Below are 16,169 nucleotides of genomic sequence, written 5' to 3' on the forward strand. Positions count from 1 at the left end.
TAATGGATGAAGTAAATAAAAAAGCTCAAGATTCTCAAACCAAGTATATTTTTATAACTGGTGGCGTTTTGAGTTCTCTTGGAAAGGGTATCGCGGCGGCAAGTATTGCAACCTTGCTTAAAAATACGGGATTAAAAGTAAGTATGCTCAAAGCGGATCCTTATATCAACGTAGACCCCGGCACTATGAGCCCTCTTGAGCATGGAGAGGTTTTTGTAACTGATGACGGTGCAGAGACCGATCTTGATCTGGGTCATTATGAGAGATTTTTGGATAAGAGTCTTAGTCAGGATAATAGCTTTACTACTGGTAGAGTATATAGCTCGGTTATCGAAAAAGAGCGCAGAGGCGATTATAAGGGCAAAACTATTCAAGTTATTCCTCATATCGTGGGTGAAATTGTAGAGCGTATCAAAAAGGCTGGCAGAGGACAAGATATCTTAATAGTAGAGATCGGCGGAACCGTAGGAGATATAGAAGGACTACCTTTTTTAGAGGCGATTCGAGCTCTACGTATAGAAGTAGGCAGAAAGAATGCGATGAATATTCATCTAACTCTTGTGCCTTTTATTAAAGTTGCGGGAGAGCTTAAAACTAAGCCCACTCAGCATAGCGTAGGAGAGCTAAGGCGTATAGGAATAAGTCCTGATATGATAATTTGCAGAAGCGAGCAGCCTTTAAATCGTGATCTTAAAGATAAGATAGCATCAAGTTGCGGAGTCGAGAGAAATTGCGTTATAGAAAGTCTTGATGCGCTTAGTATATATCAAGTGCCACTAGCGTTTTTAAAGCAAGACATTCTAACTCCTATTGCCGAACTTTTAGAGCTTGGAGATCTTAAAGTCAATATGGAGACTTGGGATAGCTTAGTAAAGCGAATAATAGCTCCTACCAAAGAGACTGCTATAGCCTTTGTAGGTAAATACGTAGATCTTAAAGAGAGTTATAAGAGTCTTACCGAGAGCATTATCCATGCGGGTGCGAATTTAGACACTAGAGTAAATTTAAAATGGATAGATAGCGAAAAAATAGAGTCTGAAAATGTCGATGAGCTATTAAGGGATGTCGATGGAGTATTGGTTGCCGGAGGATTTGGTGAACGCGGTATAAGCGGCAAGATAGAGGCTATTAAATTTGCTCGTGAACATAAAATTCCATACCTTGGAATTTGCCTTGGCATGCAGCTTGCAATGATAGAATTTGCTAAAAACGTGCTTCATTTAGAAGATGCAAATTCGGTCGAATTTAATCAAGAGTGTACAAATCCTATAATCTACCTTATCGATAGCTTTATCGATGCAAATGGAGAAAAGCAGATCAGGACCTATCAGACCCCAATAGGCGGCACTATGAGGCTTGGGGCTTATACTTGCGATATTAAGCCAAATTCGCTTTTGAGTAAAATTTATTCAGGCTCAAAACAAGTAAAAGAGCGTCATCGACATCGCTACGAGGCAAATCCTAAATATAGGGCGGAGTTTGAAGGTGCTGGAATGATAGTAAGTGGTGAGAGCGAGGGGCTAATAGAGGCTATAGAACTAAACTCGCATCCATGGTTTTTAGGCGTACAGTTTCACCCGGAGTTTACATCTCGCCTTGTAAAACCAAATCCCGTGATTTTAAGTTTTATTGATGCGTCAATAAAAAATCATGTTGAGTAAGAGTGATATTAGGGAGTTACTGAATCAAAGATTTAGCAAGGATTTGCACAAAAGGCTTTCAGAAATTCCCATGCCCTGCATGCTTAAAGATATTTACAAGGGCGCAAATCGCATAAAAGAGGCGATTGAAAATAGAGAGAAAATTGTCATAGTGGGTGACTATGATGTGGATGGTGTAGTTTCTAGTGTAATAATGGCCGAGTTTTTCGATGATTTAGGAGTAAGCGATTATTTTGTGCGTATTCCAAATCGATTTAGCGACGGATATGGATTAAACGGTCAAATTGTCGAAGAACTAAAAGACGTAAATCTTATTATTACAGTAGATAACGGAATATCGGCAAATGAAGCTGCTGAAATTTGTAAAAAACGTGGAATCGATCTTATTATAACAGATCATCATATGCCGCCTGAGGTTTTACCTGAGGCTTATGCGATAATTAATCCAAAGCAGAAGGATTGCGCCTTTCCTAATATAGAAATTTGCGGTGCGCAAGTGGCTTGGTATATGGTAGGTGCGCTAAAAGATGTGTTAAAAATAGAGTATGATATGGCCAAATTTTTAGATCTTTTAGCTATCGCGATAATTGCTGATATGATGGAGCTTAGGGATATGAACCGTATGCTTGTGCGTCTTGGAGTTAATAAATTAAATAGCTCGAATCGTGCCGCATTTACCGCTATTAAGCAATTTTACGGGAAAGAGAAATTTGAGTGCGATGATATAAGTTTTTTAATAGCTCCGCTTATAAATGCATCAGGTAGAATGGATGATGCGATAAATTCTTTTAATTTTTTGCATACAAAAAACATAGATAAGGCAAATGATTATCTTGATATGATAGTTGAATTTAATAATTCTAGAAAAGAGGAGGAGCGCACACTCTATGAGAGTTCTTTAAAGGATGTTAGCCATGAGGATCGCATCATAGTAACATGGGGTAAGGATTGGCACGAGGGGGTTATAGGTATCGTCGCAAGTCGTCTTGCTAAGCACTTTAAAAGACCCGCTATAGTATTTAGTATAGATGAAAATCGTGCAAAGGGTAGTGCAAGAAGTGTCGGAAAGCTCGATATTTTATCTTTAATAGCTCAGCACGAGAACTTGCTTGACGGATATGGCGGTCACAAAGGCGCAGCAGGTATCGTTATAGATCCAAATAATCTAGAGGCTTTTAAAATGGCTATAAACCAAACTTGTTTTTTGATGGATATACATGAATTTATAAATTCCGATGAGCTTTTAGGAGAGATAGATGCAAACGAGATTGATTTCGAGCTGCTTGAAATTTTAGAGTATTTTGAGCCTTACGGACAAAAAAATCCTCGTCCTTTATTTAGATTAAATGGAGTTTCGGTAAAAAATCATAAACTAATAGGCAGAGAGCAAAATCACTTAAAGCTTATATTACAAAAGGATAACAAATGCCTCGAGGCGTTGTTTTTTAACTTTACAAGACATCCTCATATAGGTGATAGTATCGATATAGTGGTATCTATATCTAAAAATTCCTTTAGGGGGCTTGTGACACCTCAGCTTTTGGTAAAAGAGATTGTGTAGATTAAATAAAGCTAAATAAAGGATAAGAGATTAAAAAATATATTTTTGCCTTATATGTTATATTTTTGAGTTCTAGTTTATTTGCATCTTGCGAAAGCACTCGGATGAAGGATATTGTGGGTATCTTAAATAAAAATACTCCTCAAAAATTAGATCGTGTGACTACATTTATTAGTGCCGTTTGCAATAATGGAAGCCTTATATTTATTAATGAATTAAGTAATGCGGATGAAGTTAGATTTAATAAGTTTGATAAGACCCAAATGCCTATTTTTAAAAAAATTCAATCTAGCGCACTTAAGAGTATTTATTGTGATTTGTTGTCAGAGATTCATGACTTTACAAATAGTATTATTTGGACATATAATTTGGCGGATAGTAAATTGCAGAGTTTGAGTTTACAAAATCAGATTGCAAAAGGTAAAATGTAAAATTTTACCTTATATACTCCTTTTATCCACTTTCTTGCGGATTTTATTTACAAATATATCTAGTTGCTCAATATTTTCAGCTTCACTCACTCCTAGTGGCTTAAGTGCGATATGGACATTTTTGATTATTTTTTTGATCTCAAGAGACTTTTTTATACATGTATTTACATCTCCGATTATGCCGTTTTTAAAGAATTTTTCTCCGTCAAAGAAATAATCTCTCTCTTTAATAATATCTTCGTATTTTGACCTATCGAAATTTGGAGATTTATTACAAGAAGATGCTGCGCGCATAGATTTTACAAAGTGATCTATCGCCGGAATAGCTCTTTCGTTCGCTTCTTCATCGCTATCTGCGGTAAAAAATGTTCTTAGTAAAACAACTTCAGGATCAAATCCGGCAATTTCTTTATATCTATTCACTACGCTTTGGCACTCATCAAGATCTACTCCTTGAGACAGTAGCAGTCCCCATCCTCTATGAGCTGCAAAATCAATCGTTTCCTTTGAAGCGAAAGTCGCTATATAGGTTGGAATATGATTTTGCAATGGTTTTGGTTCTATATCCACCTCTGAAAAACTTATGAAATCACCATTGAAACTAACGGGTCCTTTTGAATTTAGAAGTAAATTTATAGCCTCGGCACACTCTATTAGTTTTGGTCTCAAATTTTCAGTAGTTGTTTTAAAATGCTTAGAGTCAGGCGCGAAAGCCCCCTTGGCAAGACCTAAGTTTATCCGGCCATTGCTTAAAATATCTAACGTCGCCACCTCCTCGCTAAGCCTTATGGTGTTATAAAAAGGCGCCAAAAAACCAGCCATACCTAGGCGAATTTTTGTTGTCTGAGCAATAGCGTTAGCAAGTAGCAGCGATGGTGAAGGGCATAGACTAAAGTCGTTAAAATGATGCTCTGCGAACCAAGCCTCGTCCAGACCTATTTTTTCAGCATGTTTGACTAAATTTATCTGCTCTGAAATTGCCTTTTGATAGTTTTTTCAAAATTTTCAAATAGACAAAATATTCCACATTTCATATCTTACTCCCTGCCGCTTAAAAGCGGAACAAATAGACACTCGTCAAATACGCTCTCTTGGATATTTCCGTTTATATCTTTTTGAAATTTTACTATATACTGTTTGCCGTTTTTCTTTACCGGAGCTACCAAAATACCTCTGTTTTTTAGCTGATTAAATAAATTTTGTGGCACCTCCTCGGTTGCGGCTGAGAGCATTATCCTATCATATGGCGCATAGCTTTTCCAGCCGTTATTTCCATCATCATATCTAACATGAATATTTCTAATTTTAATCTTTTCAAAGCGTGCCTTTGCCTCTAATGCAAGCTTTTCTATTCGTTCTATGCTAAAAACCCTATGGGCAAGATGAGCCAATATGGCTGCTTGATATCCGCTTCCGCAACCTACTTCTAGGACATTATCGGCGTTTTCTGCTTCAAGCGCTAGAGTCATTTTGGCTACAGTAAGAGGGGAGCTTATCCATTGATTACCGCTTATTGGTTGTGCGTCAAGCTTGTATGCGTGCGTTCTAACGGGAGCAAATATCTCTCGCGGAGTTTCGCAAAAGGCCTTGTATAGCTTTGGGGAAAGATTGACATTATCGGCAATTTCATCTGCCATATTGATACATTTTGATTTTTCTAAAGGTGTCATTTTCTATAAAATTCCTAAATTTTCTTTTATTTTTATGATTAAATTTCTATCAAATTTTGCTTTATTTTTTAGCTCGCCGGTAGGCATAAAAACGCCTGCGAATTCAAGATCAAGCGAGCTTGAGGCTACTACAAAGCAGTTATTTGCAATAGCAAGTGCTTTACAAAGGCTTATGTAGGCATCTTTGCGCTCTTTGCCCCACATTGCCGGCACAAATATTATCTCGCACTCTTTTAGCTTAGCCCATAATTCGCTAAATCTAAGTTCGAAACAGATTAATGCGCCAAATTTTATGTCTTGAAAATTAAAATGCTCTATAGTCCTTTCATTTCCTTTGTCAAATTTTTTATCTTCTAAATTCGGTTTAAAAAGCTTGCATTTAGGCTGAGTATAAATAAGCCCGTCTTGGCTTAAAAAAGTAAATTGATTATATGATTTTTGATTTAAAGTATCTGATTTTTTGTGTTCATTGGCTAGGTATGTAAAAGTAAGGAATTTATTTTCCCCGAGAGCTCTTTGCAAATTTTGTATCAGATTTTCATTAAAGTTTTTATCAAGACCCTTAAAATCATATCCGCTTATGCAAAGTTCGCTTGCTGCTATTATTGAGTTTTTAGGAGCTTCTTTTATAAAATTTATCAGTTCGTCCGTGCGCTCCTTAATACTCTTTGCCCGTAACGATACGGGCAGCAAATTTAAGTCTTCGTTAGAAGTCGTCAAAGCTTAGGCTTCCTTTTGAGTAGTTTGTGACCTTGCTTTCAAAGAAATTTGCCTTTTGATCATTAAATTGAGCAAAGTCATCGACCCATTTTATAGGGTGTTTGGCATTGTATATTCTATTTAGTCCGATAGCCACAAGGCGCTGATCTATAAGATAGTGGATATACTCTTCGATAATATCGTCCGTAAAGCCCATGATTTGATTTTGAGTGATGTATTTTCCCCACTTTATCTCAAGCTCTCCGGCCTTTTTAAACATTTCGTAAATTTTGTCCTCTATTTCAGGAGTAAATAGATCGGGCCTCTCTTTTCTAACAGAATTTATCATATTTTGAAATAGTAAAAGGTGAGTTATCTCGTCTCTTTGAATGAAGCGTATCATCTGAGCCGAACCTAGCATCTTGCCCGCTCTTGCCAGGGCATAGATTGCCGTAAATCCGCTATAAAAATAAATTCCTTCTAAAATTTGATTTGCTACCATTGCAAGTAGAAGCTTTTCGTCTGTAACTTCTCCCGCAAGCTCCTCGTATACGCTTGAAATGTAATCGTTTTTCTCTCGCAAAACATCATCATATTTTTCCATTTCGTAGATGAGATCGGTGTTGTCGCAGATTGCCTCTACCATAACAGCATAGCTTTTGGAGTGGTTTGCCTCTTCGTAGGCTTGGCGAGCTAGGCAGGCGTTAATTTCTGGTGCTGTTATATATGGGTTTATATTATCGGCTAGGTTGTTTGTCTGAAAGCTGTCCATAGAGATGAGCTGGCTCCATACCAGATCATACATCCTCTTTTCAGCCTCCGTTAGATTGTGTGCATAGTCGCGCACATCGTCTGTCGTATCAACCTCTTTTGGAAACCATGTATTTGCCTCCATTAGATCCCAAAGCTTAAGCGCCCATTGATATTTTGCCTTGGTGAAATTTAAAATCCCGTGAGGATTTCCGTTAAATACGCGTCTATCTGTCAATGTCTCATTGGAATTTGGATTATAAATTCTTTTTCTATCCATAAAATTTGCCTTAAATATTGGTGTTTGAAATAAAGCGATTTTATCTAAAAGTTTTTGAAAACCTACTTTAGCGTAATTTGCTAGACTATCGCTTTAAATTTATTGCAGTTTTTATTAGATCGTCGCTTGTGGCTATGCTTTTTGCATTTGCATCATAGGCTTTTTGTATAGCTATTATCTCTGTTAGGGCTTGAGCGAGATTGACATTTGACATTTCAAGCATATTGCTTGCGATCTTTGATCCGTAAGTTGTCTTTCCCTCCGCATCTTTATAAAATATCGCATCTCCTGAGTTTGCGCTCTTTGCATAGATATTATCGCCTAGTTTGGTTAGCCCTTGGTCGTTTTGAAAGTGATACAGTGCAAGTTTGGCTACCGAAAGAACTCCGCCGTTGCTAAAGCTCGCCAGGATATTTCCACTGCTATTTGTATGATATTCTTTTATGATTCCCTCCATGGCGCCATCTTTTGTTACCGATAAGGTTTTTGGATTTGGAGTGCTTGTAAGCCCTGAATATCCGGCTGGAGTCTGTGAGCCAAAGTCAATTTTTAATGGTATTTCGCCGTTTTTTATATCACCTAATGTATTTTCTACTAAAGTTCCGTTTTCGCCAAAGGCTAATGTGCCTTTTGAGATTGAAATCACGCTTTTATCAGGCGCCGTAACTGTAGCCACAGCATCCCAAATAGTTGAATTTCCAGTTGCTGGAAGGCGTTTGGTGAAATCTATTGTAAGTAAGTTTTTGTCACCGTTTTTGGCGTATAGCTCGGTTACAAATTTCTCTTGATTTGCCTTCTCTTGAGTTGTGGTAAGAGTGGCTGATATGTTAAGCGGTTTAGTTAGATCAAAAGTTGATGGCAAAAGCTCATCTATCTTCCAGTTTCCGTCTTTGTCAATCGCGCTTATTAGTGTTGTTTTAACTCCGTTTGCATCGGTTAAATTTACCCTTACCATATTTCCCTCTTTGGGTTCAAATATGGTTTCGTTTGGAGTGATTTGTCCGCTTAATTTTATTCTTTTATTAGCCTCATCAACATTGCTTGTGTAGCTATTTTCATCTATCGCGACCTCTACTTGCTCTCTTATGCTTTCCGAATTCAGATTGCCTTTATAAGATACGTTTGTAGTGGCTTTAGCTGGCAAGTATAAGAAGTCAGGAAGCTTTATCTTGCCTTGAGAGCTTACGTCTCCTAAATCAAGATCGCCAAGTTCGCTTAGGGTATAGGCATCAAGATATGGTGTTACGGAATTCGTTTTACCAAAAATTTGCAGAGCGTTTTTACTTGGAGTGGCTTTTGAAAGGGTATTTTGAGTACCCATTACATATCTTCCCTCGTTATCTACTAAATATCCATCTTTATCTACGCCGAACGAACCGGCTCTTGTGTAGTATGTCTCTCCGTTACTATCCAAAACCCCGAAAAATCCTTCGCCTTGTATAGCCATATCAAGCTTATTATCTGTAGGCATCATTGAGCCTTGCTTATAAAAGCTAAGAGCTGTGGTAGCGCCCATAGAGCCAAGCCCTACTTGATCTGTCGTAGGATTATTGCCTGCGTTGGCCACACTTTGATAAAAGGTGTTTTTAAACTCTGGAATAGAGGCGGTAAATCCTACGTTATTTATATTAGAGATATTGGTTGCCCATACATCCATACCGAAGCTATGGGTTTTAATCCCGCTTATACCGTTGTAAAAACCTCTTATCATGACTTATCCCTCTTTTTTGGTTGGCTCTGTAAATTCTCTAATCTTATCCATTGCTACATATAGTCCGCCTACTTTTATCTGAGCCTCTCCGTTAACAAATTTGATCCCCTCCACAGGATACTTGCCTATGCTAGAATTGTGTTCTTTACCATCTTTATCCTGATAGCTTATCTCGACTCCGTAAACTCCGGCTTTTACTTCATTGCCGGATTGATCCTTGCCGTCCCATTCAAACTCCATAATACCAGCCTTCGCATTTCCGAATTCTATCTTTCTGATAATTTGTCCGTCTGTATTTTTTATTTTTATAGTTCCTGTTTTGCCGTCCGCTTCTAAAAACGCCATCGAGGTTATCGTAGACATGCCATCTTCTTTGATTATGGAGCTTTCGCCCAAAGTAGCCATTTTGCCAAGAGCGGAAACCGCATACATACTTGTGCTAGCCTTTAGCTGCTCGGCTAGCTTTTTCATCATCTGGTTTGTATTCTCTTGAGTTTCAAGTGTAGCAAGCTGCGAGGTTTGAGTTAGCATCTTTTCGCTATCCATCGGACTTGTGGGATCTTGATACTGAAGTTCTGTTAGTAAAAGTTTCATAAAAGCATCCTTATCAAGCTGTGCGCCGGGGTTTGTGCCATCAGCTTTAGCTAGAGCTTCAGCCTCTTTTTTTGCCTTTAGTTTATCAACTGTAAATTCGTTTGTAGGTATTTTATTATTTGTGTTTATGGCCATATTTTTATCCTTTTAAATTCTTATATGTATCTTGGTAATACGATTTCAAGCAAAGGCTGTTCCGCTATTTGCATCTCTTCGCTATCACTAAAATTTGATCCCTTATATGCCTTGCTTCCTTGCTCTCTTTTATGATTTTGATCGCTGAAATTCATCTCAAGCTCAGTAAAGCCCATATTTACTAGGCTGGCTTTAAATTCCGCCTGATTTTGCAAAAATAGATTCATGGTCTGAGTTGTGGAGTTGAAATTTATATGCAGATTGTTTCCGCGATTCACCATCGTGATCTCAACTTCGCCCAAATTTAGAGGATTAAGAGTTATATTAAACCTCATAAATGGCGATTTATAAGCATCTACTTGCTCTTTTAGAGTGGTATTAAAGTTATCAAAGGTCTGCCTTACAAGCTGTAAATTTTTACTCTGACTTCTAGCATTTTGCATTATCTCGCGCACTATTGAATTTAGCTCGCTTTCGCTATTTTGGCTATTTTGTTCGCTGCTATTTTCGCTTTGTTCTTTTTCTGGATAGAGCAGGGTTTGTAAATTTATCTTGCTTGAGTTTAAATTTTTCTCATCGCCTTTTAAATTCTCATTTTTAATCAGATCTGTTTTTGTAAACTCTTTTTGAGTATTTTGAGAAATTGCCTCTTTTATGGTTTCATTTGAGGCTACGCTTTTGTTCAAATTTTCATTTGAGAGTTGATTTTGGGACTGTAAAACCCGAACATCCTTTAAGGTTTCACTATTTTTTAGCATCTGCTTATCTTGTAACAAATTGGATTTAGCCTCATCGCCCATATCCTTAGAAATCTCTTTCAGTAGTCTATTTAATTTTGTAGCTTCATCGATACTTCTTGTGAGCTCAATCTCATCTTCTATTTTTGCTTTTAAATCAGCGTTAAATATCTGCTTTTGTGGAGTAACCTGAGTAAAAAAGTTATTTTTAGCCAAATTTGGAAATTTCGCGTTTAACTCGCTAACCTGTTCTTTTGTGACAGTTATCTTTTCGAGTCCTAAATTTAACTTTTTGGCTATATGGATAAGCTCTTTTATGTTTTTAGCATTTTTTAGCTCGTTTATATTGCTTTCGACAGATAAGACCTTGGCAAGCTGAGTGCTAAAATTTGGAAATTTACTTATCTTTTCTCCTCCGTTTAACATCTCTAAAATTTGCAAAAGCTGCATAAAGGTAGCATTTTCAAAAAGCTCTGAAGCCGCATCTTCTCCTAAAATTTCTTTTGCATTTATAATCTCTTTATTCTGCTTGGCTTGACTCTTTTTTTGAGCGGACATATTTACGGAATTTGCTATATCTTTTAGATCTTTTTCGCTTAAATTTTCACCCTTATTGGCTGCAGCCTCAAGAACCATGGATAAAAATTCGCCATTTTCCTCGTTGTTTTGATTGGTATTTGATTGCTGCTTGATACCTCCGGCTATACTGGCGTCAAAGGATAGGATACTATTTTCTGCGGTTTGCATAATTCGCCCCTTTAGATTTTTACTTCTAAAGTATATGCAAAATTTATTCCAAAATTGATTAGAATTAAAAATCGGATGAATTTATTTTTTGTAGTATTGTCAAAGGATATAAATACCCTTTGACAATTAAGCTTACCATCTATATTTGGCGGTCAAAGTGGCGCGCAATCCTTCGCCATAGTAGCAAAAGTATCCGTCGCATCCCGAAAAATACTCTTTATCTGTTAGATTATTTACGTTTATAGAAGCACTAAAATTTTTATATTGATACTCAGCCATTGCATCAAGCAAAGTATATGATGCGGACTCATATCCGCTTACGCTACCATCGGGAATAGAACTTGTATATCTTATACCGCCACCCAATTTTAAGTTTTGGTTATCGGATATATTAAATTTATATGTTAAAAACGATGATAGTGTGTTTTTAGGAACTAAAGGAGTTTTGGCTACTATATCTCCCTTTGCCCCGCTATGTGTTTTTGAGTCTATATAGTGAGTATATGATATAAGCCAATTTAAATTATCAACTAAGTTTAAATTTGAGCTTAGCTCCAACCCTTTTGTTTGTTGTTTTCCTGCTTGGCTTTGGATATATAGTCCGCCAACCATACCTCCTACAAGAGAGTTTTTCTCCTCTATATCAAAATACGATAGGCTAAATTCACCGTCAACAAAATCAGGAAGGTATTTTATGCCGACTTCATATTGTCTGCCTTCTATAGGCTTATATCCTACGGCACTGTTGCTGCCCACTACCGGAGTAAATGATTCGGAGTAGTTTATAAAAGGCATCAGTCCAAGCGTATCAAGATTATACATCAATCCTACTTGATAAGTGGTTTTTGATATGTCGTAGTCGTTTTTAGTGCCTAAAGTATCTGAATTCTCTTTTAATTTATCGCGGCGAACAGCTGAGGTGATTATTAGATTATCAAAAAATGTCGCTTGATTGTTTATATAAAAACCAAGCTGACTTTGATCCACTATGTAGTCATACGGAGCAGTTGTTCTTGCTACTATAGGTCTTTGTCCGATAGCAAAAGGTGTTATGCTATCAAATCCATATTTTCCGTTAGCTTTGATCTTGCGATAGTCTGTGCCTATAGTTAAACTATTTTTAAAATTTTGACTATCAAAGTCATACGTTAGACGGTTGTCAAAGGTATGGGTATTTACGTCCGCGTCTATTTGTGTGCGTCCAAAAAAGCCTACATATAGCGTAGCCATTTGCTCTTTTTCTTCTCTATTAAATTTATAGCTTGATGAAAATTTGAAGCTATCGTTAAATTTATGCGATAACTCATACCCTGCTGAATACTGCTCTCTATGCAAAAAATCGCTTGCAGAGCTAGTATTGTCTTTTCTTGAGCTTTTTTGCACGCTAGGATACGGATAAAAGCCCGTTACACCCGTGCCTTTATCTTTTGTATAGCTAGATAGAAGTGTTAAAGTTGTCTCATCTCCTATTAAAAAGAGCAACGACGGAGCTAAATAGTAGTGTTCGTTTTTTGTGAAATCCATATCTCCGTGCTTTTTCTCGTAATTTCCGACTAAGCGAAATTTTACTTTGTCGGTAGCCAGATTATCGCTAACATCAAAAAACACGCCTCGCTGATTTTTATTTCCGAGTTTAAGACCGACTTCTGCAAACGGGGTATTTGTCGGGCGTTTGCTAACTAAATTTATAACACCGCCCGTGCTGGAAGCACCATAAAGAAGCGAATTTGCACCCTTTACGATCTCGATACTCTCAAGTCCGTAAAGATCGTGTTGGGCACCTAAATATCCGCCCTTATACGGAGTTGAGCCGTCTAGCGTAACGGTTGCGTTAAATCCTCTAAGCTTAAGCCAATCGGTAGTATCTAAGTCTGTACCGTAAGGATTGATGAAGCCAGCTTCGTATTTAACGGCATTATCAAGTTGAGTTGCGCCTTGTTCGACTATCTTTTTTTCATCTATTACGGTGGTAGTTCCGGGATGCATAAACTCTATCTTGCCGCTTCCTTTAGCTACCGAGCCTACGACTGAAATTTCATCCAACTCAACACTCTCTGCCGCTAGTAAAGCGCAAGCACTCAAACTAAGAAGCAAACCGCTTCTAAAACTATTTTTCATTAATTCTCCTTTTTAAAATTTGTTCTAATCTATCAAATCTATTTTTATAAAACGGTTGTAAGAGATCTTTTTGTATCTCCTAAAATTTTTAACTTTATAAATAAAGCCGCTTAAATCATCTTAAAAATAGAGTTGATAAATTTATCCTCCTATAAAAATTTACAATTTACTTTAATCTCCTAGTCATTATCACAAAATATATGCTTCCGATAATAGTAGCCACAAGTCCCGAAGGTATCTCGTAAGGGCTTATCAAAGTGCGTCCTATAAAATCCGCCGTTACCATTAAAATTCCACCTATTAAAAGTGCCGAAATTATGTGTAAATGTATTCTATAAAATCCTAAAAACGAAGCTATATGCGGAGCTAGTAACCCAACAAAGCTAATAGGTCCGATACTTAAAGTCGCAATCGCACTAACAAAGGCGCAAATTAAAAATAGAATAATCCTATACTTGGTCGTATCTACGCCTATACTTGACGCACTTGCCTCTCCAAGAGTGAGTATAGAAATCTCGCGCGAGTAAAATAGTGCCGCCCCTAGTGCAAAAATCGCTACGGCTATCATCGCCAAAGCCCAAGATAAAGTAACAGAATACGTGCTTCCGGAAGAGTAGGAGATGAAGTTGTATATCCTGCTGTCACCCGTAGCTAGAAGTATCTTTTCAATAGAGCTTACAAACGCCATTATGGCAATGCCTGTTAGGATAACTTTTTGCGGTAGCATTTTGCTCTTATAATTTATTGCTACCATAAATCCAAGCATAATGCACGCTCCCATTACGCCAAAGATTATGCTCATGGCGGGCATAGTAAATATCGCCGCTAGCACGCCCAAGCTAACGCCAGAATTTATACCTAAAAGCTCCGGAGATGCCATGTCATTTTGACTAAGACGCTGTAAAATCACGCCTATCACACCCAGCATCGCACCGCTTGTAAGTGCCGCTATTACCCTGCTTATACGCACGCTAAATATATCAAAGACAAAATCGTAAGAACCAAAAAATAACGAAACTAAACAGATAGCTATTAGGCTTACGCCTAAAGTCGGCAATATAAATTTACTAACAGGTTTTGCAGGGGTTTTATCCTCGCTTTTTGCTGCGCTTTCTCCTTGTTTAATACTATAAAATACGAGCCATAAAAGAAGAGGAGCACCCAAAAATGCACTTATGCCGCCAGCGGGTAAATTTATCCCGCTTAAATTTAAGATGATGATTAAAATTTCATCGGTAACGCCGAGTATAAGTCCGCCACATAAAAATGCCGATATTAGTTTGATGCCAAAATTTCTAAATTTAAAGCGGTCTATAACCGTATAAGCCCCAAGTCCGATAAATCCTATGATGCCTACGTATGCTACTACTACGGCGGTAAGATAAGCGGCTATTAAGAGTCCTATGATACGAAGCAAATTTACATTTACTCCAAGCGATTTACAAGCGCTATCGCCAAGCATAAAGAGATGAAAAGAGCGTGAAAAATAGGCTATCATAATAAGTGCCGGGATAAAATAAGCCATCATCATTAGAAGATTATAAACCCCGTCTTGTGCGAGATCCCCACTCATCCAAACGGCTAAAAAGAAGCTCTCTTCTTGAAAAAATAGCATAAGCAAAGTCGTAAGCGAGCCAAAAAATAGCCCTATGATAAGCCCCGAAAGCGTCGTAGTAAATACCGAAAATCCACGCCCCAAAGAGATTAAAAATAGTATAAACAAGGCTGCTGTCGCTCCGATAAAGGAGTTAAATACGCTATTAAAGCCTAAATTCGGGAAAAATAAAGCTCCCGCCAACAAGAAAAATCCCGCCCCGCTACCAACTCCGAGTGTGCTATCACTTGCTAGCGGATTTTGCGTGATCTGCGCCATGAGTGTAGTAGCAAGAGCTAAAAAGCCACCGCTTAAAAAGGCAACCGCAATACGGGGTAGGGTGTAGTTAAGCACCACCAGCTCTTTTATCTCGCTTGGTTGTGTATTTAAAGCGTTTATTTGAGACGATACGGCAAATATGGCTAGAGCGATAAAAGCTGTAAATAGAAATACAAAAAGACTTTTCATCTTAGTCCGTCTAGTAGCATGGTGGCAAATCTTTGCATGGAGATAAACCCACCCGCACTCCACACAGGCTTGATTTTGATATAATCGTTAAAAAACCCCAAAGCTCTGTAAATTCCGTTAAATTTAATTTCCCGCTCAATATCCACGGGATTTGGTTCAATCACGACCAAGCGAGTGTTTTTGGGTATAGAAAATAGCGACGTAATAGGGATTGTGGCTATACCCCAAAGATTAAAGTCAAATGCGTCACCAATCGCATTTTTAAGCCCAAGCTTTTCTAGGCTTACCCCGTAAATGCTGTTTTTCCCGTAAATTCTAACCCTTTTATTGTCTACAAATTGCACAACAGCAAAGGGTCTATCTCCGAATTTGATAAATTCATTCAAAAGCTTTTCAAAAAACTTCTCATGCTGTTCAATAAGCTCCTTTGCTTTACTCTCTTTATCGATTATTTTAGCTATTTTGTTTGTGGCTTTTATCAAATTTTCATACAAATCTCCTTCTTTATATGCGTCTATTACGGCTATATTTGCATATTGGACTAGAGTATTTTTGTTAAATTCAAAAAATGAGGGGATGATGATGACGTCTGCTTTAAGTTTTATTAGGTTTTCTAAATTCGGCTTCATTCTAAGCCCAAGATCAATAACCTCTTCGTCCAAATTCGGCTCTTTTACCCAAATTTTATAGTTTCTTTTGTCGCCGATTGCCGCTATTTTATACTCAAGAAAGCTTAAAATTTCAGCCGCCGTCCAATCAACGGCAACCACTCTTTTTTCACTCGCAAAGGAGACTAGGCAGAGTAAAAGTAAAAATAAAAATTTACGCATCAAAATACGGCTACACGCTGGTTTTTAGCAGGATGAGTAATAATACTAGCCTTGATACCGTAAATATCTTCTAGTCGATTTTCATTCATCACGTTTGAAGCCCTATCGTTAAAGATCACTTCGCCTGATCTAAGAGCGATGAGTCTATCGCAGTAAAGTGAAGCCAAATTTATATCGTGAATG

At 37.6% G+C, this 16,169-nt stretch carries 13 protein-coding genes; 3 read left to right on the forward strand and 10 right to left on the reverse strand.

Annotated elements, in window-relative coordinates; all coding sequences use genetic code 11:
* The first annotated feature begins 2 nt into the window (after positions 1–2).
* The 3 genes from pyrG (at position 3) to CDOM16190_RS06990 (ending at position 3,653) form a co-directional block, all read left to right on the forward strand.
* Positions 3–1,661: a CTP synthase gene (gene pyrG / locus CDOM16190_RS06980; RefSeq protein WP_170019591.1), complete on the forward strand. Its 1,659-nt coding sequence runs from the start codon at positions 3–5 to the stop codon at positions 1,659–1,661.
* Positions 1,651–3,222, forward strand: a complete 1,572-nt coding sequence (recJ, locus tag CDOM16190_RS06985; protein WP_170019593.1) for a single-stranded-DNA-specific exonuclease RecJ — start codon at positions 1,651–1,653, stop codon at positions 3,220–3,222. Before pyrG ends, recJ begins: the two co-directional genes overlap by 11 nt.
* Positions 3,223–3,326: 104 nt before the next feature.
* Positions 3,327–3,653 carry a hypothetical protein gene (locus CDOM16190_RS06990; protein ID WP_170019595.1) on the forward strand — a complete coding sequence of 109 codons (327 nt, stop codon included), beginning with the start codon at positions 3,327–3,329 and terminating at the stop codon, positions 3,651–3,653.
* Positions 3,654–3,662: 9 nt separating this feature from the next.
* On the opposite strand, the gene CDOM16190_RS06995 is transcribed toward CDOM16190_RS06990, so the two are convergent.
* From CDOM16190_RS06995 to CDOM16190_RS07040, 10 genes are all read right to left on the reverse strand, one after another.
* A complete protein-coding gene (locus CDOM16190_RS06995; RefSeq protein ID WP_170019684.1) occupies positions 3,663–4,631 on the reverse strand; it encodes an LLM class flavin-dependent oxidoreductase in 969 nt (322 codons plus the stop codon).
* Positions 4,632–4,690: 59 nt separating this feature from the next.
* Positions 4,691–5,323, reverse strand: coding sequence for a protein-L-isoaspartate(D-aspartate) O-methyltransferase (locus tag CDOM16190_RS07000; RefSeq protein WP_169975169.1), 633 nt, complete (start codon positions 5,321–5,323; stop codon positions 4,691–4,693).
* 3 nt (positions 5,324–5,326) lie between these two features.
* Positions 5,327–6,043, reverse strand: coding sequence for a carbon-nitrogen hydrolase family protein (locus tag CDOM16190_RS07005; RefSeq protein ID WP_169975167.1), 717 nt, complete (start codon positions 6,041–6,043; stop codon positions 5,327–5,329).
* Positions 6,030–7,052, reverse strand: coding sequence for a ribonucleotide-diphosphate reductase subunit beta (locus tag CDOM16190_RS07010; protein WP_170019597.1), 1,023 nt, complete (start codon positions 7,050–7,052; stop codon positions 6,030–6,032). Before CDOM16190_RS07010 ends, CDOM16190_RS07005 begins: the two co-directional genes overlap by 14 nt.
* Before the next feature lie 85 nt (positions 7,053–7,137).
* Positions 7,138–8,763 (reverse strand): flagellar hook protein FlgE, encoded by a 1,626-nt coding sequence (locus CDOM16190_RS07015; protein WP_170019599.1) that lies wholly within the window; start codon positions 8,761–8,763, stop codon positions 7,138–7,140.
* A gap of 3 nt (positions 8,764–8,766) precedes the next feature.
* The gene (locus tag CDOM16190_RS07020) at positions 8,767–9,492 is read right to left on the reverse strand and encodes a flagellar basal body rod modification protein (RefSeq protein ID WP_170019601.1); all 726 of its coding nucleotides are present in this window, start codon (positions 9,490–9,492) and stop codon (positions 8,767–8,769) included.
* A gap of 20 nt (positions 9,493–9,512) precedes the next feature.
* Positions 9,513–10,976 carry a flagellar hook-length control protein FliK gene (fliK, locus tag CDOM16190_RS07025; protein ID WP_170019603.1) on the reverse strand — a complete coding sequence of 488 codons (1,464 nt, stop codon included), beginning with the start codon at positions 10,974–10,976 and terminating at the stop codon, positions 9,513–9,515.
* A gap of 132 nt (positions 10,977–11,108) precedes the next feature.
* Complete coding sequence (locus CDOM16190_RS07030; protein ID WP_170019604.1) at positions 11,109–13,094, reverse strand: TonB-dependent siderophore receptor; 1,986 nt, start codon at positions 13,092–13,094, stop codon at positions 11,109–11,111.
* A gap of 166 nt (positions 13,095–13,260) precedes the next feature.
* Positions 13,261–15,156, reverse strand: a complete 1,896-nt coding sequence (locus tag CDOM16190_RS07035; RefSeq protein WP_170019606.1) for an iron ABC transporter permease — start codon at positions 15,154–15,156, stop codon at positions 13,261–13,263.
* Entirely contained in the window at positions 15,153–15,986 is an 834-nt protein-coding gene (locus CDOM16190_RS07040) for an ABC transporter substrate-binding protein (protein ID WP_170019608.1), read from the reverse strand. Before CDOM16190_RS07040 ends, CDOM16190_RS07035 begins: the two co-directional genes overlap by 4 nt.
* Positions 15,987–16,169 lie beyond the last annotated feature (183 nt).

It is taken from the genome of Campylobacter sp. RM16190 (genome assembly GCF_012978835.1).
Classification (GTDB): Bacteria; Campylobacterota; Campylobacteria; order Campylobacterales; family Campylobacteraceae; genus Campylobacter_A.

What these genes read in the sequence shown, in the direction of transcription:
- fliK (WP_170019603.1), bottom strand. Translation starts at nt 10,976, where the DNA reads ATGCAAACCGCAGAAAATAGTATCCTATCCTTTGACGCCAGTATAGCC.
- CDOM16190_RS07015 (WP_170019599.1), bottom strand. Translation starts at nt 8,763, where the DNA reads ATGATAAGAGGTTTTTACAACGGTATAAGCGGGATTAAAACCCATAGC.
- CDOM16190_RS07035 (WP_170019606.1), bottom strand. Translation starts at nt 15,156, where the DNA reads ATGAAAAGTCTTTTTGTATTTCTATTTACAGCTTTTATCGCTCTAGCC.
- CDOM16190_RS07000 (WP_169975169.1), bottom strand. Translation starts at nt 5,323, where the DNA reads ATGACACCTTTAGAAAAATCAAAATGTATCAATATGGCAGATGAAATT.
- pyrG (WP_170019591.1), top strand. Translation starts at nt 3, where the DNA reads ATGGATGAAGTAAATAAAAAAGCTCAAGATTCTCAAACCAAGTATATT.
- CDOM16190_RS07020 (WP_170019601.1), bottom strand. Translation starts at nt 9,492, where the DNA reads ATGGCCATAAACACAAATAATAAAATACCTACAAACGAATTTACAGTT.
- CDOM16190_RS07030 (WP_170019604.1), bottom strand. Translation starts at nt 13,094, where the DNA reads ATGAAAAATAGTTTTAGAAGCGGTTTGCTTCTTAGTTTGAGTGCTTGC.
- CDOM16190_RS07010 (WP_170019597.1), bottom strand. Translation starts at nt 7,052, where the DNA reads ATGGATAGAAAAAGAATTTATAATCCAAATTCCAATGAGACATTGACA.
- recJ (WP_170019593.1), top strand. Translation starts at nt 1,651, where the DNA reads ATGTTGAGTAAGAGTGATATTAGGGAGTTACTGAATCAAAGATTTAGC.
- CDOM16190_RS07040 (WP_170019608.1), bottom strand. Translation starts at nt 15,986, where the DNA reads ATGCGTAAATTTTTATTTTTACTTTTACTCTGCCTAGTCTCCTTTGCG.
- CDOM16190_RS06990 (WP_170019595.1), top strand. Translation starts at nt 3,327, where the DNA reads ATGAAGGATATTGTGGGTATCTTAAATAAAAATACTCCTCAAAAATTA.